Source organism: Neisseria flava, from assembly GCF_982712965.1.
This window is the reverse complement of sequence record NZ_CEXQBZ010000024.1, coordinates 1-14,109: the sequence shown is the minus strand read 5'-3', so window position 1 is coordinate 14,109 and position 14,109 is coordinate 1. Positions and strand designations below refer to the sequence as shown.

At 51.3% G+C, this 14,109-nt stretch carries 15 protein-coding genes; 4 read left to right on the top strand and 11 right to left on the bottom strand.

The window, feature by feature from the left end; all coding sequences use genetic code 11:
- Positions 1-105 precede the first annotated feature (105 nt).
- From AC5M9B_RS01955 to AC5M9B_RS01945, 3 genes are all read right to left on the bottom strand, one after another.
- On the bottom strand, positions 106-234 hold the full coding sequence (locus tag AC5M9B_RS01955) for a FeoB-associated Cys-rich membrane protein (protein ID WP_003683546.1): 129 nt from the start codon (positions 232-234) through the stop codon (positions 106-108).
- A complete protein-coding gene (gene feoB, locus AC5M9B_RS01950; protein ID WP_487648159.1) occupies positions 234-2,096 on the bottom strand; it encodes a ferrous iron transporter B in 1,863 nt (620 codons plus the stop codon). Before feoB ends, AC5M9B_RS01955 begins: the two co-directional genes overlap by 1 nt.
- 171 nt (positions 2,097-2,267) lie before the next feature.
- On the bottom strand, positions 2,268-2,534 hold the full coding sequence (locus tag AC5M9B_RS01945; protein ID WP_003742387.1) for a FeoA family protein: 267 nt from the start codon (positions 2,532-2,534) through the stop codon (positions 2,268-2,270).
- A 316-nt stretch (positions 2,535-2,850) separates the two neighbouring features.
- Between AC5M9B_RS01945 and AC5M9B_RS01940 the strand changes: the two genes are divergently transcribed.
- Both AC5M9B_RS01940 and AC5M9B_RS01935 read left to right on the top strand, forming a co-directional pair.
- Positions 2,851-3,477, top strand: a complete 627-nt coding sequence (locus AC5M9B_RS01940; protein WP_487648160.1) for an NAD(P)H-hydrate epimerase — start codon at positions 2,851-2,853, stop codon at positions 3,475-3,477.
- A gap of 156 nt (positions 3,478-3,633) precedes the next feature.
- Positions 3,634-4,677 (top strand): sulfate ABC transporter substrate-binding protein, encoded by a 1,044-nt coding sequence (locus AC5M9B_RS01935; RefSeq protein ID WP_487648158.1) that lies wholly within the window; start codon positions 3,634-3,636, stop codon positions 4,675-4,677.
- Between the two features lie 161 nt (positions 4,678-4,838).
- On the opposite strand, the gene yddG is transcribed toward AC5M9B_RS01935, so the two are convergent.
- The 5 genes from yddG to AC5M9B_RS01910 all read right to left on the bottom strand — a co-directional run bounded on the left by yddG (position 4,839) and on the right by AC5M9B_RS01910 (position 9,143).
- Positions 4,839-5,747, bottom strand: coding sequence for an aromatic amino acid DMT transporter YddG (yddG, locus tag AC5M9B_RS01930; RefSeq protein ID WP_487648157.1), 909 nt, complete (start codon positions 5,745-5,747; stop codon positions 4,839-4,841).
- A gap of 369 nt (positions 5,748-6,116) precedes the next feature.
- Entirely contained in the window at positions 6,117-7,178 is a 1,062-nt protein-coding gene (gene bioB / locus AC5M9B_RS01925; protein WP_487648156.1) for a biotin synthase BioB, read from the bottom strand.
- Between the two features lie 17 nt (positions 7,179-7,195).
- Complete coding sequence (locus tag AC5M9B_RS01920; RefSeq protein ID WP_003742404.1) at positions 7,196-7,321, bottom strand: hypothetical protein; 126 nt, start codon at positions 7,319-7,321, stop codon at positions 7,196-7,198.
- A 379-nt stretch (positions 7,322-7,700) separates the two neighbouring features.
- Positions 7,701-8,675, bottom strand: a complete 975-nt coding sequence (locus tag AC5M9B_RS01915) for a class 1 fructose-bisphosphatase (RefSeq protein ID WP_487648155.1) — start codon at positions 8,673-8,675, stop codon at positions 7,701-7,703.
- Between the two features lie 72 nt (positions 8,676-8,747).
- Positions 8,748-9,143: a hypothetical protein gene (locus AC5M9B_RS01910; RefSeq protein ID WP_060975412.1), complete on the bottom strand. Its 396-nt coding sequence runs from the start codon at positions 9,141-9,143 to the stop codon at positions 8,748-8,750.
- A gap of 148 nt (positions 9,144-9,291) precedes the next feature.
- Here AC5M9B_RS01910 and AC5M9B_RS01905 point away from each other — a divergent pair, with 148 nt between their 5' ends.
- Positions 9,292-10,635 carry a polynucleotide adenylyltransferase PcnB gene (locus tag AC5M9B_RS01905; RefSeq protein WP_487648154.1) on the top strand — a complete coding sequence of 448 codons (1,344 nt, stop codon included), beginning with the start codon at positions 9,292-9,294 and terminating at the stop codon, positions 10,633-10,635.
- A 180-nt stretch (positions 10,636-10,815) separates the two neighbouring features.
- Here AC5M9B_RS01905 and truB read toward each other — a convergent pair whose 3' ends face one another.
- The 3 genes from truB to rbfA form a co-directional block, all read right to left on the bottom strand.
- The gene (gene truB, locus AC5M9B_RS01900) at positions 10,816-11,730 is read right to left on the bottom strand and encodes a tRNA pseudouridine(55) synthase TruB (protein WP_487648153.1); all 915 of its coding nucleotides are present in this window, start codon (positions 11,728-11,730) and stop codon (positions 10,816-10,818) included.
- A 1-nt stretch (position 11,731) separates the two neighbouring features.
- Positions 11,732-12,142 (bottom strand): hypothetical protein, encoded by a 411-nt coding sequence (locus AC5M9B_RS01895; protein WP_019271290.1) that lies wholly within the window; start codon positions 12,140-12,142, stop codon positions 11,732-11,734.
- An 82-nt stretch (positions 12,143-12,224) separates the two neighbouring features.
- The gene (rbfA, locus tag AC5M9B_RS01890) at positions 12,225-12,596 is read right to left on the bottom strand and encodes a 30S ribosome-binding factor RbfA (protein ID WP_003685554.1); all 372 of its coding nucleotides are present in this window, start codon (positions 12,594-12,596) and stop codon (positions 12,225-12,227) included.
- 118 nt (positions 12,597-12,714) lie between these two features.
- Between rbfA and AC5M9B_RS01885 the strand changes: the two genes are divergently transcribed.
- Positions 12,715-13,755, top strand: a complete 1,041-nt coding sequence (locus AC5M9B_RS01885; protein WP_487648152.1) for a Gfo/Idh/MocA family oxidoreductase — start codon at positions 12,715-12,717, stop codon at positions 13,753-13,755.
- Positions 13,756-14,109: the final 354 nt, after the last annotated feature.

Below are 14,109 nucleotides of genomic sequence, written 5' to 3'. Positions count from 1 at the left end.
GAAACGCCAAGTGTTTTATTCTTAAATCTGTTCCAACCACTGGTACCCTAGTGTTGCACTTGAAATCCGAATCCAAGGACCTTTCTGCTTCCTAGCTATCCATACTCAGCCGCAACCGCCGCATTTGCCGCAGCCGCTGCTGCAATCGCGTTTTTTCGGTTTGAATACGAATTTTCGCAAGAGGAAGAATACGCAGGCGAGCATAATCAAGCCGACGATAATATATTGAGTCATCACATTATCCTTGAAGTAATTTGGTAAACCACAAATGCGGCAAAATAAGCCATCAGGAACAAATAGCCTGTAATCATAAGCATATTTTTCGTGGATTTGGTTTCGCGTTTAATTACGGTTAAAGTCGCGGCACACATCGGAGCATACACATACCAAGCCAAGAAGGCAAAGGCGGTTGGCAAACCCCAGTTGTTGTGTACGATCGGAATCAGCGCGTTTTGTACGGCGTCTTCAGACGACGCGCTGACGGCATAGACCGTACCCAGTGCGGCAACAACGACTTCACGCGCGGCAATGCCTGGAATCATGGCGATACACATTTCCCAAGTGAAGCCCAGCGGGGCGAACAATGGTTGGATAGCGTGGCCGAGCATACCCGCCAAGCTGTAGTCGATTGCCGCGCCTGTTGCACCTGCGGGCGGTTGCGGCCAGCTTACCAAGCCCCACAAAACTACGGCAAGGGCGAAGATAATCGTACCGGCGCGTTTGAGGAAGGCTTTTACCCTGTCCCACAGGCTGGTCATGATGTGTTTGAAGTTGGGCGTGCGGAAAGTCGGCAGCTCCATCAAGAGCGGGAATTGCTGCACGTTGCCTTTCATACGCGCCAAGCGTTTCATGATATACGCTGCCAAGGCGGCAGACAGGATGCCTGCGAGATAGAGGATGAACAGCGTCAGTCCTTGCAGGTTGAAAATCCCGCCTACGGTGCGATTAGGAATGACGGCGGCGATAATCAGCGCGTAAACGGGCAGCCGCGCGGAGCAGGTCAGCAGCGGGGCGACGGCGATGGTAACGAGGCGTTCGCGCGGGTCATTAATCGTACGCGCCGACATAACGGCGGGAACGGCACAGGCGAAACTCGACAGGAGCGGGATGAATGAGCGTCCGGACAGGCCGCTTTTTGCCATGAGGTTGTCCAACAAGAAAGCCGCGCGCGGCAGATAGCCTGAGTCTTCCAAAAGCAGGATGAAGGCGAACAAAATCGTAATCTGCGGCAGGAACACCAACACGCTACCCAAACCGGCAATGACGCCGTTGACGAGCAAGTCGCTGAGGATGCCCGGCTCCATGTTGGCGCCTATCCATTCGCCCAGCGCGGTAAAGCCGCCTTCGATGGCGTCCATAATCGGCGCCGCCCAAGTGTAAACCGCTTGGAACACCATAAACAGGATGATCAGCAGCATAATCATGCCCCAAACGGGGTGCAGCACGATGTCGTCGAGTTTTTTGTGCCATGCGGGCAGCGTCATTTGGGTGCGTACCACTTGTGCCAAAATCGATTCGACTTCTTGATAAAGTTTGTCGCTATCCAGCGCCTCGAGCGTGCGTTCGGCAGAGGCGGGGTTGGCGGGGAAAGAGCGTTTGCGCGGCAGCTTCGCCACGGCTTCGCGCACGGCCTGTACGCCCGACGCGCTCACTGCAACTGTTTCCAAAACAGGTGCATCCAACAACTCGCTCAGTTTGGCCGCGTCGATATTCAAGCCCCTTCTGCGGGCGACGTCGCTCAAATTCAGCGACACCACCATAGGCAGTCCCAGCGTTTTCAGTTCCAAAATCATGCGCAGGGTCATACGCAGGTTGGTCGCGTCGGCAACGGCGATGATGGCGTCGGGCGGAATGCCCAGTTTGCCCACCATTACATCTTTTGCCACTGCTTCGTCGGGGCTGGTCGTGCGCAGGCTGTATGTGCCCGGCAGGTCGATAATGCGGACCGCCTCGTCGTCGAGGAAGGCACCCTCGCGCTTATCGACCGTTACGCCCGGATAATTGGCAACCTTGGCATGTGAGCCGGTCAAACCGTTGAACAAAACGGTTTTGCCGCAGTTTGGCGCGCCAATCAAGGCAAAATAGCTTAGTTCCATGAATTGAACTCTCCTTTTTTGATTGTTTGATAAGTTTGGAGTGGGATTTGAGGAAAAGGTTTTGAAATTGTGTTTTCAGACGACCTAGGTCGTCTGAAAAGGATGGGGCGGTCAGATTAAATCCGCCTATGCCGCATTTTCAAAATAGAAGCCTGCCTGCGTGTACGGCGGTCAGCCGTCAATCACATGGCACATAATCTTTCCTGCTTCTTCCTGCCGCAACGAGAATTGCGACTGGTTGCCCAAACGTACGGCAAACGGACCGCGTCCGAATCCGCCGACGGCAATCACTTGCAACGGCATTCCGCTTGAAAAGCCCAAGTCAGCAAGGCGGCGTGTAACCAGCGGGTCGAGTTCACCGAAAGTCGAATTGGGGACGATGGAGTCGATGTGCGCGACTGCGCCTTTACTGAGTTTTGACAAAGGTATGGCAGACATAGTGTGTTTTACTTTCGTTGTCGATTGAAAAAAGAGAAGGCAAGTAAAGACGAATCAGACACGGGGTAGCCAGAGGCATATCCCAACGCCCGTCCCCGCAAAAGAAGTAGTTTTGATTGTTTATCACTTTGTTTTTGCGATAATAAATCTTGTTAACATGAAGATCAAGTACAAAGCCACCAAGTTCCTTATTTTCAGACGACATATTGCGACAAATCAAAGAAAGCGAATGATTTGACGGGAAAGTCGGGCAGGGCTATTGATAAGGTTTTCGTTTGGATGTCTTATAGAGAAATGAAGACCGAAGGAGCGAATGATGAAAATCTACACCGCCGCAGAAATGCGCGAACACGAACAAATGGCAGTCGATAAAGGCACGACTTTCGAGCAACTGATGGAAAACGCGGGACAAGCTGCCGCCGCGGATTTGCTGCGCCGTTTCCCCAAAGCAGGACGCGCGTTAATCGTTTGCGGCAAGGGCAACAACGGCGGCGACGGTTTGGTCATCGCGCGCGCGTTGTCGGAACAGGATTGGCAGGTAGATGTCGTCTTCGTCTTGGGAGATAAACTGTCGCCGCTGGCGCAGTTGAATCGCGAGCGTTTGAATCATTTAGACGGCGTCAGCTTTATCCGACCCGACGAACTGGAAGGCCGTCTGAAAACAGGTTACGGCCTCGTTATCGAAGGCATTTTCGGAACAGGCTTCAGCGGCGCATTGCCCGAAACAGCCGCCGCCGTCTGCCGCCTGCTAAACCAAGCCGACGGCTTCAAAATCGCGTTAGACATCCCGACCGGGCTGAACTGCGACACCGGCGAAGCAGACAAAGACACCTTCCGCGCCGACCTGACCTACGCCTTCGCCGCCTACAAACCCGCGCATATGACCGACGCAGGCAAAGCATATTGCGGAGAAACCGTGTGTTTGGATATTGGGATAGAGTAGCCCTCTTTTGGGTTTAGGTAAAAACGTCGTCTGAAAATACGGCTTTGACCGAATTTTGGTACTTATAACCAAAACCGCTAAACCCGAAAGCAAACATTATTTCCATCGTCTGAAACGTCGGTATATAGTGTGCCTATCAAATATTTGGAGAACAAAATGACTGTCCGTGCAACCGCCCTTTTTGCTGCCGCCGTTTTAGCGGCATGCTCGCCGCAATCCGAACAAAACACCGCTTCACCGTCTTCACCTGCGGCAGACGGCAAAGGTGTGAAACTATTGAATGTTTCTTATGATGTGGCACGAGATTTTTATAAAGAATACAACCCATTGTTTGTCAGGGAATATCAAAGTAAACACAAGGGCGCAGACATAGACATCCAACAGTCGCACGGCGGTTCCAGCAAACAGGCATTGTCTGTCGCCAACGGGCTGGCGGCGGATGTCGTTACCATGAACCAGACTTCCGACATTCAATTATTAGAACAAAAAGGGCTGATTAAACCCGATTGGGCAAAACGTCTGCCCGATAACGCTGTTCCTTATACCAGCGTAACCGTTTTCCTGGTCCGCAAAGGTAATCCCAAACAAATTAAAGATTGGAACGACTTAGCGAAAGACGGTGTCAAAATCGTACTCGCTAATCCGAAAACGACGGGTAACGGCCGCTATGCTTTCCTTGGTGCATACGCTTACGGTTTGAAAGCCAACAACGGCGATGAAGCCAAAGCGCAGGAATTTGCCGCATCCGTCCTGAAAAACACGCCCGTGTTTGAAAACGGCGGACGTGCTGCCACGACAACGTTCAGTCAGCGTAATATCGGCGACGTTTTGGTTACTTTTGAAAACGAGGCGAATCACGTCAGCAAAAAACTGACCCAAGATCAGTTTGAAATCGTTTATCCGAGCTATACCATTCTGTCTGAAACCCCTGTTGCCGTTGTGGACAGCGTTGCCGACAAGAAAGGTACGCAGGAAGCCGCCAAAGAATATTTGGAATATCTATGGAGCAAACCCGCGCAGGAGCTTGCCGCCAAACTCTACCTTCGCCCGCGCAATGCCGAAGTCTTTGCTGCACATAAAGCAGATTTCCCCGAAATCGAAACCTTCAGTCCCAACGAAAAATTCGGTACATGGGATGAAATCATGAAGAAATTCTTCGCTGACGGCGGTCTGGTCGATAAACTGTCGCCCAAAATATAAATTGGTATTTTGATGAGAAAAACGTCGTCTGAAAACCGGCTTGAGCAAAACCTGCCATGCCTGTTTTCAGACGACGTTGTGTTGATATGCGATACGGTCAAGTGCGGTTGCGTTGTATATGTCTCAAGCGAAAATCTTATTTCTCTGATTTAGAGGTAGAGTTATGCTTTCTTTTGTGTTGCCAACCAGCATACGGAGGATCCGATGCATACCATCGCCGCACCTTGCCAAAATTCCGTAGGAAGCGGTGCGTCGAGCAGGAAGGATGAAATCAGGGCGGAGAAAACGGGAATAAAATAAGATGCGCCTGCCAAAACGGTCATATTGCCGCGCGAGATGCCGATGTTCCACACTGCATAGCCCAAACCCATACAGGATGCGGCAGCAAGTGCATATAAGACTGATTCGGTATCGAAATTGAGGCTGCCGTAGCTGCCTGCAAAATATTTTGCCCACAGTACGCAGGAAACGAGGAAAAAGAAAAAACCGACGGCATTACCCTGCGCTTTAACCCGCGCGGTCAGTGTGCAATATGCCGCCCAAAACAGCGCGTCCAAGAGCGCCATGATATAGCCTGCGGGATTGGCGAGGACATTGCGGTAAATATGGGCGGGGGACAATCCGCCTTCCCCGCCCAAGACGATGGCGATGCCGATGAAGGATAGTGCAAAGCCTATGGCAATCCACCATTTTGCCGGCTGTTTATTGAACCAGACCGCACCGATGATGGTAAAAGTCGGCCATAAATAATTGACCATGCCGATTTCGACGGTTTGTCTGGCGTTGTCCGCATATCCGATGGAAAGGGACAGACACAGTTCGCAGCCGACAAAAAAGATACCTGCCCAAAAAAGGTAATTCCGGCTGAAGCGGCGCAAATCGGGTTTGCCGAAAATCAGCAGCAGCAATATCGTGGCAAGGCTGTACATGACTGCTGCGCCGCCTACCGCCCCCATGTGCAGGCTCAAGGTACGGATTAACCCGATGACGGAACTCCAAAAACAGACGGCAAAAAGGCCGATGAAGGTGGCCTGTTTCGGGGAGATGGGATAGGCGGTAAGACGGTACATGATGTGGTGTGTGTTGGATGTGTGGATGGAATGGCAGGAGACAGTAATGTTTTTGTTTGAATCTGCCTGTCTGCGTGTTCAAAAAGGTCGTCTGAAAACATAGCTTCATTGAACGATGCTTTCAGACGACCTTTATATTGTTTTTGCGGGAATCTAGGAAGAATTTGCTCTTTATTTAGAGAGTGATTCCACAGAAAAACGAAGGTTTTTTCAAGGGCGAATTATAATGGAATAGATGGGAGACAAACAAGGTGGCATAATGCCTGAATCTTATTTTCATCTCTACAAAAAAGGTCGTCTGAAAATCTGTTTCAACGAAATCAAACGTTGAAGCCCGTTTTCAGACGACCTTGTGTTTTTGTAGAACGATTAATAATCTACTTTGATTTTCGGCGTTTCGTTTTCCTGTTGCGCCGCTTCGTATTCTTCTTCCAACTCAAACCGCAGCGGATACAAATCCAGCTTTTCCATCAGCAGGCGGTCGCCGTCTTCGTCGGGGTTTTCAGTAGTTAAGAGTTTGTCGCCGTAGAAAATCGAGTTCGCACCCGCCATGAAACACATTGCCTGCATGGATTCGGGCATATTGCTGCGTCCTGCCGACAGGCGGACGTAGCTGTGCGGCATGGTAATCCGCGCCACGGCGATGGTGCGGACAAACTCCGTCCAGTCTAAATCTTCGGCATCGGCCAGCGGCGTACCTTCTACTTTGACGAGCTGGTTAATAGGCACGCTTTCGGGCTGCGGGTCGAGGTTGGCGAGGCTGGCAATCAGTCCGGCACGTTCGGCGCGGGTCTCGTTCATGCCGACGATGCCGCCGCAGCAGACTTTCAAACCGGCATTGCGGACTTTGCCCAAGGTGTCCATGCGGTCTTCGTGTTTGCGGGTATGAATGATGTCGTTGTAGCGGTCGGGGTCGGTATCGAGATTGTGGTTGTAATAGTCCAAACCTGCTTTCTTGAAGTCTTCCGCCATACCGTCTTCGAGCATACCGAAGGTGCCGCAGGTTTCCATGCCCAGTCCTTTGACGGCTTTGATGATTGCGGAAACCGTCTCCACGTCTTTTGGTTTGGGACCACGCCATGCCGCACCCATACAGAAACGGCTTGCGCCGCGCGATTTGGCGATTTTGGCTTTTTCGACGATTTCGTCCACATCCATCATCTGTTCTTTGCCCAGATTGGTGTTGTGGTGCGCCGATTGCGGGCAGTAGGCACAGTCTTCGGGGCAGCCGCCGGTTTTGATGGACAACAGAGTGGAAAGCTGGATTTCGCGTGGGTTGAAATTTTGGCGGTGTATCTCGGCGGCTTGGTAAACAAGGTCGAGGAAGGGAAGTCCGAACAGAGCTTCGACATCGCATTTTTTCCAATAACGCGCGGTCGGATGCGGCTTGCGCTCGGTCTTACGGCGCAAGGCGACGGGAGAGATGGTCATAGTGTGTTCTTTCGTATTTACAGCGGCGCAATGACGCTGACTGCCTGACTGTCGGCGCAATGACGGCAGCGGCGTGGTTGGAGTGAAACGTCGTCTGAAAACAGACGAGGAGGAAGTGTAACGCGTTTGAAAAACGGGGGCAAAAAATTCTGTTCGGCGGTTGGCAAAGGCTTGACAAATTCTGCTTATTTTTTGGGAATTTTATCTGCCTGTTTTTTAATCAATTATATTTTCTTCTTTTATATCAATCATTAATTTGATATATCCACAGCGCAATTCACATAAAGCATGGATAATCGGAAGAAGGTAAGGAGGTGTTTTTCCCGCTTATCCTGATTTTCAGAATGTTGGGAAAAGGTCGTCTGAAACATACACGGTAATTTCAGACGACCTTTTTATAGTGGATTAACTTTAAACCAGTACGGCGTTGCCTCGCCTTGCCGTACTATTTGTACTGTCTGCGGCTTTGTCGCCTTGTCCTGATTTAAATTTAATCCACTATACATTTAATTTTTACACCTATCAGGCTTGATGAAGTTTGCGGATATAGTCCACTTCTTCTTTGCTGCCCATGAAGACGGCGACGCGTTGATGCAATCCGACCGGCTCGACATCCAGCATGTCGGTCTGTCCGTCGAAAGCTGCGCCGCCTGCCTGTTCCAAAATCAGGCTCATCGGGTTGGCTTCGTACATCAGGCGCAGTTTGCCCGGTTTGGAGAGATCGCGTTTGTCTTGAGGGTACATGAACACGCCGCCGCGCATCAGGATGCGGTGGATTTCGGCAACCATGCTGGCAACCCAGCGCATATTGTAGTTTTTACCGCGACTGTCGGTTTCACCTGCCAGCAATTCGTCGATATAACGTTGGACGGGCGGCAGCCAATGGCGGCGGTTGGACATATTGATGGCAAATTCTTTGGTGGTTTCGGGAACGCGCGGATTTTCATTGGTCATCACAAAATTGCCGTCCTCGTCCAAAGTAAAGACGGAAACACCGTGTCCGACGGTCAAGACCAGTTGGGTTTGCGGGCCGTATAAAACATAACCTGCGGTAACTTGATCTCGGCCTTTTTGCAAAAATGACGCCGTTTCCAAATCGCCTTCGGGTTTCTCCAAAATGGAAAAAATTGTGCCGACGGAGATGTTGACATCAATGTTGGACGAGCCGTCCAGCGGGTCGAATAAAACCAAATAGCGTCCGTCAGGATGGGCGGTGACAAAAGTGTCTTCCTCTTCGCTTGCCAAACCGGCAACAGACGGATTGTCTTTTAAGATACGGATAAGAATATCGTTGGCGATAACGTCGAGTTTTTTTTGGTCTTCACCTTGGATGTTGCCTGTACCTGCCATACCCAAAACGCCTGAAAGTGCGCCGAGGCGGACTTTTCCGCTGATTTCGCTGCAGGCGGAGATGACGGATTCCAATACGCTGCCTAATTGTTCGGGCAGGGCGTTTTGATGTAAATGTTCCGGAAGGAATTGCGCGAATGTGGTCATGTCAAACTCGATTTCTTGAATGATTTTGAAAAACGTCCGAAGAAGGTTCAGACGAGGTTTGAAGAAGGGGGCTTATTTGCTATCCGAAGCGGCGCGCTTGCCGTCCAATCCGACGGTTTCTTTCAAACAGTCCGTGGTGCTCTGTTTGATTTGTTCTTTGACGTTTTCACTGATATTGCCCGACAGGATGGCAGACATATCTTCCACCGAAATGCGGTCTGCCATTTTTTCAGCAGTGCAGGTACAGACTTGAAGTACGGTTTCTTCCGAAAGCAGGCTTGTTTTCGGTACTTTGGCAACGCATTGCTCCGTTGCGCCTTCGACAAAACCTTTGCGGAATTCGCTTTTGAATTTGTCGGTAACGCTGTCGGAAGACCCGTCTGAACAGGCGGTCGCGGCAAGGACGAGGAATAAGGATAATACGTTGGTTTTTTTCATCATCGGACAGGAAGGATAAGTTTGGTTCATTGTAATTTAAAACCGCTGAGCCTGCCAGCCGGAGGCTGCGAGGCTTCAGACGACGTAGGTTAGCGCAACTTAAGGTATAATGACGCCCCGCCCGCATCGGTGGCTTCCGTTTGCAGGCGGAAGGATAACAAGAAAGAGTATCAGGAATATGTTGAAAAAATGGCTGAACAAAGTTTTGTCCGGCAGACAGAGCAGGCAAACCGAGGTTCGCAAAGAAATCATCCCCGCTGAAGAATACCGTATCAGCGCGGATATGATCAGTTTTGCAGCGGAAAAAACCGTCAAACGTTTGCAAGAGGAAGGATTCAAAGCCTATATCGTAGGTGGGGCGGTCAGGGATATGCTGTTGGGTGTAGAGCCTAAAGACTTCGATGTCGCCACCGATGCTACGCCGGAGCAGGTGAGAAAAATTTTCCGCCGCAGCCGCATCATCGGCAGGCGTTTTCAAATCGTCCATGTCATGACAGGTCCGGAAACCATAGAAGTAACGACATTCCGCGGCGGCGGCAAGGTGCAGCAAAACGCGCACGGCAGGATTATGAAAGACAACACTTATGGCAGCATAGAAGAAGATGCGATGCGCCGAGACTTTACCTGCAATGCGTTGTATTACGATCCGATATGCGAAGAAATTTTGGATTTCCATAACGGCGTCAACGATATAGCCGACAGAAGCCTGGTTATGATAGGCGATGCTGCGGAGCGGTATCGTGAAGATCCTGTCCGTATCCTGCGCGCCGTACGCTTGTCGGGCAAACTTGGCTTTTCGGTGGAAGAATCCACTGCCGCTCCGATTCCGGAGTATGCTGGTCATCTGAAACACGAACCTGTCGCCCGCCTGTTTGACGAAATCATGAAGCTGCTGTTTTCCGGCCATGCGCGGGAATGTTTGAAAAAACTTAACAGCTTGGGTGTTTCAGACGACATCCATCCGCTTTTGACTGCGTTAAAATCGGCGGAAAAGCCTGAAAACCGCATTATTTCGCTTGCACTGAAAAACACTGACGAGCGGCTGCGTCAGGACAAATCGGTTTCAGTCGGCTTCGTCTTGGCTGCCGTATTGTGGCCGGATGTCAACCGACGCTGGCAACGGAATCTGGCACAGGGGCAAAAGCCTGCGCCTGCTCTGACAGACGCTATCGAATCCCTGCGGAGCGATGTTGAAAAAGGTTGGGGCGTGCCGCAGCGTTTTGCCGCGACCATGCGGGAAATCTGGCAGTTCCAACCGCAATTCGAACAGATGCGCGGCGCCCGTCCGCACCGCCTGCTCGCGCAGCAGCGTTTCCGGGCTGCTTACGACTTTCTGGTGTTGCGCGGCGAAGTGGGCGAGATTGACCGCCAAACGGTCGAATGGTGGAACAGTTTCCAGCATGCCGATGAAGGTTTGCGCAATGAAATGACGACAAACCATGCTCGTGCGCAGGGCAACGAAGGTGTGAAAAAGAAACGCCGCCGCCGTCCGCGCAAAAAGAAAACGGAACAAGGGCAATAGAGATAATAGTCGAAAAGTCGTCTGAAAACGGGTATGACAGGTTTTCAGACGACTTTTTTCATGGGGCTAGAACGGTTGTTTCAAATCTGCCAATATTTTAAGAAATTCAACTGGAAAGGTCGTCTGAAAAACTGTATTTCAGACGACCTTTCCTATATTTTAATTTAATTATCAAACCATTCAGTCTTTCGCCGTGTTCATCAGCCGCAGGGCTTTGAGGCGGCCGATTTCGTTTTGGTATTCCACCAATCCGATAAATGTTCCGCTTCTGTCGTAAACGCGGATGGGCTGTTCGGCAGACATGTCCTCGGTAAACTGCGGGCGTTGGCCGCATTTGAGCATGGTCACGGCGCGGTCGTTCAGTTCGATTTTGGGGAGGTGCCGCACTAAAATGTCGCAGGGCAGGAGCAGGGCGTCGCGGTCGGTTTCGTTTAATTCTGCCAAGGCATCGAGCGTGTGGCTTTCGCGGATAGTGAAACCGGCGGTTTCGGTGCGGCGCAGGGCGGTCAGGTGGGCGAACGTGCCGATGTGTTTGGCGATGTCTTCGCTGAGGGTGCGGATGTAGGTGCCTTTGCTGCAACGTACGTCGATGACGGCTTTAGGCGCGTCAAACTCGGTAATATCAATGGCGTAAATGGTGATGTCGCGCGGTTTGCGTTCGATGACGATGCCTTTGCGGGCGTATTCGTACAGCGGTTTGCCTTCGTGTTTGAGGGCGGAAAACATCGGTGGCACTTGGCGGATGTTGCCCGTCAGGGCTTGGCATGCCGTCTGAAATTCGGCTAAGGAAATATCGGCGCGGGCGGTGGCGATGATTTCGCCTTCGGCATCGCCGGTGCTGCTAGCTTCGCCGAGTTTCAGCGTGGCGGTGTAGGCTTTGTCGGCATCCAGCAGGTATTGGGCGAACTTGGTCGCTTCTCCGAAGCAGACGGGCAAAAGTCCAGTCGCCAAAGGATCGAGTACGCCAGTATGCCCCGCTTTCTCGGCGTTGTAGAGGCGGCGGGCTTTTTGCAGGGCAGTGTTGCTGGAAAGTCCTTCGGGCTTGTCGAGCAGGAGGACGCCGTTGATGGGACGTTTGGCAGGTTTGGCGGTCATGTCAGTGGAGAAGGAAGGAAAGGGATAAGATGGAAGTGCCGAGTAGGATGATCGGCGTTTCCGATATTGTTTTTCTGAGGATGATGTGGCTGTGCGGATTTGGTGTTGCTACTGTGTAGCTGCCTTTTTTCAGACGGCCTTGCTTTAAAAGCGTGATGCGGCCGTCGGTACGGCGGAAACTGGCATGAAACAGCGGTTTGGAGAGAGGTACTTCCCGCCCGTTTAGGTCGGTGATGTGGAAGGAGATTTGTCCGTCTCCATCATGCCAAACCGAGTAACACCCGTTTTTACCTATGTGGATTTCGTTGCCCGATGCGGTATCAAAGACGATTTTCCCTTTGCGTAAACTGAAAGCGTAGCAGGCACAATAGGAGAAAAATACTAAAAACAACAGAAATTCGGGAAAAGTCATGGATATATCCGAAAGCGGAGCAAGGAGGCCGTCTGAAACAGATCTTCGGTTTTAATACCGGGTGTTCAGACGAGCTTTATTTTTAATCTTCCACCGGTTTTTCCGCCGCCACTTGGTCGATGAGGCTGGAAATGCTCATGCCGCGTTCGAGCGATTCGTCGTATTTGAAGTGCAGTTCGGGCGTTTTGAAGAGTTTGATGCGTTTCGCCAGCTCGCTGCGCAAATGACCTTTGGCGTGTTCCAAGGCTTCTTCGGTGATGTCGCGGGTGCTGTCGTCGAGGACGGTGTAGAACACGGTGGCGTGGCTGTAATCGCGGGTAACTTCGACTTCGTTGATGGTGATGAAGCCTGCGCGCGGGTCTTTCAGGCCGGTGCGGACCAGCTCGGCCAGTTCGCGCATGATTTGTTCTTTGACACGGTCTTGGCGGGCATAGCCGCGTTGCGGTTTTCTCATGGTTTTCCTTAAACGGCGGCGGCCGTTTCAACTTTGTTTTCAGACCGCCTGTGTGAAATAAGTGCGGTATTATAACGGATATACGGCAATTTGAGGTCGTCTGAAAAGGAGTTTGGCTATGCAGAAAATCAAAATCGGATTGGCGGGGTTCGGCATGTCAGCGCAGGTGTTCCATCTGCCGTTTTGTCGTGCGGATTCGCGGTTTGAAGTCGTGCGCGTGTTTGAACGCAGCGGCAACAAAGCTCAGGCAGTCTTGCCTCAGGCGCAGACCGTGCGCTCGTTTGAGGAGTTGCTTAGCGATGATGTCGATTTGGTGGTCATTACCACGCCAAACCAGACGCATTTCGATTTTGCCGCTCAGGCTTTGCGTGCAGGTAAAAATGTAGTGGTGGAAAAACCGTTGTGCGCCACGGCGGCGCAAGCCTTGGAACTGGCGGAACTCGCCGAGCGGCAGGGCGTATTGCTGACCGTTTACCAAAACCGCCGCTGGGACAGCGCGCCACTGACTGCCAAAAAGCTGCTTTCAGACGACCTTTTGGGCGAAATTGTGGATGCGGAGTTTCGTTTCGAGCGTTATGCGGCTGCCTTGAACAAAAAACGCTGGAAGGAAACGGGCGAGGCCGGCGTAGGGCTGGTGTACGATTTGGGTTCGCACCTCATGGATATGGCGGTTGATATTTTCGGGATGCCCGATGAGCTTTATGCCGACGTGCGCTATCAGCATGACGGAGCGGTCAGCGACGACAATTTCTATATCACGCTTTATTACGCCGACGGCAAAAAAGTTGCCCTGACCGCAAGCAAATATGCCCGCGAACCTTTGCTATTCATGACTTTGCATGGCAAACGCGGTTCATACGTCAAACAAAACGTCGACAACCAAGAAGCCCTGCTGCTCGGCGGCGCGCAACCCGTCGGAGCGTGGAGCCGTGAACCGGAAGACGAATGGGGCATCCTGCACACAGAAATCGACGGGGCAGTCGTCCGCAAAAAAATCGAAAGCGTCAGCGGAAATTATGTGGCGTTTTATGAAAACCTTTATGACGCGCTGCAAGGTAAATCACCCGCAGCGGTGCAGCCGCGCCAAGTGGCGGAAGTTCTGGGGCTGCTGGAAAAAGTATATGAAAGCGCGAAATCGGGGTGTAGGGTGAAGGTGTAGGGAGATTAGAAGTTACAGCGAGCAGCATTCCTGAAATTTTTAAAATTACAGTAGATGAATCTCAAAGTCGTCATTTTTTTCTGTAACCGCGTGAGGGAGAGGCATGGCGGAAATTCAGACCTTGGATGTTTGTTTCAGTAACATTTGAAAATTACCATAATTTCCAATTTCCAGATGCCTACCTTTATAGGAATGGCTATGTAGGCATTTCTATCATTTTTAAGGCTATGTTTTCTGTTGAGTGCGGAAAGGTCGTCTGAAAACTTTTAGCGAAACCTGAACTGCACCCCAAAAGTTGGACATCCCCTCCAACTCACAAGGTGCAGTTTTTTTATGAGCAAATATACATTACAC

Bases quoted from the DNA above. Each gene is read 5' to 3' on its own strand.
- AC5M9B_RS01955 (WP_003683546.1), bottom strand. From the start codon at position 234: ATGACTCAATATATTATCGTCGGCTTGATTATGCTCGCCTGCGTATTC.
- feoB (WP_487648159.1), bottom strand. From the start codon at position 2,096: ATGGAACTAAGCTATTTTGCCTTGATTGGCGCGCCAAACTGCGGCAAA.
- AC5M9B_RS01945 (WP_003742387.1), bottom strand. From the start codon at position 2,534: ATGTCTGCCATACCTTTGTCAAAACTCAGTAAAGGCGCAGTCGCGCAC.
- AC5M9B_RS01940 (WP_487648160.1), top strand. From the start codon at position 2,851: ATGAAAATCTACACCGCCGCAGAAATGCGCGAACACGAACAAATGGCA.
- AC5M9B_RS01935 (WP_487648158.1), top strand. From the start codon at position 3,634: ATGACTGTCCGTGCAACCGCCCTTTTTGCTGCCGCCGTTTTAGCGGCA.
- yddG (WP_487648157.1), bottom strand. From the start codon at position 5,747: ATGTACCGTCTTACCGCCTATCCCATCTCCCCGAAACAGGCCACCTTC.
- bioB (WP_487648156.1), bottom strand. From the start codon at position 7,178: ATGACCATCTCTCCCGTCGCCTTGCGCCGTAAGACCGAGCGCAAGCCG.
- AC5M9B_RS01915 (WP_487648155.1), bottom strand. From the start codon at position 8,675: ATGACCACATTCGCGCAATTCCTTCCGGAACATTTACATCAAAACGCC.
- AC5M9B_RS01910 (WP_060975412.1), bottom strand. From the start codon at position 9,143: ATGAACCAAACTTATCCTTCCTGTCCGATGATGAAAAAAACCAACGTA.
- AC5M9B_RS01905 (WP_487648154.1), top strand. From the start codon at position 9,292: ATGTTGAAAAAATGGCTGAACAAAGTTTTGTCCGGCAGACAGAGCAGG.
- truB (WP_487648153.1), bottom strand. From the start codon at position 11,730: ATGACCGCCAAACCTGCCAAACGTCCCATCAACGGCGTCCTCCTGCTC.
- AC5M9B_RS01895 (WP_019271290.1), bottom strand. From the start codon at position 12,142: ATGACTTTTCCCGAATTTCTGTTGTTTTTAGTATTTTTCTCCTATTGT.
- rbfA (WP_003685554.1), bottom strand. From the start codon at position 12,596: ATGAGAAAACCGCAACGCGGCTATGCCCGCCAAGACCGTGTCAAAGAA.
- AC5M9B_RS01885 (WP_487648152.1), top strand. From the start codon at position 12,715: ATGCAGAAAATCAAAATCGGATTGGCGGGGTTCGGCATGTCAGCGCAG.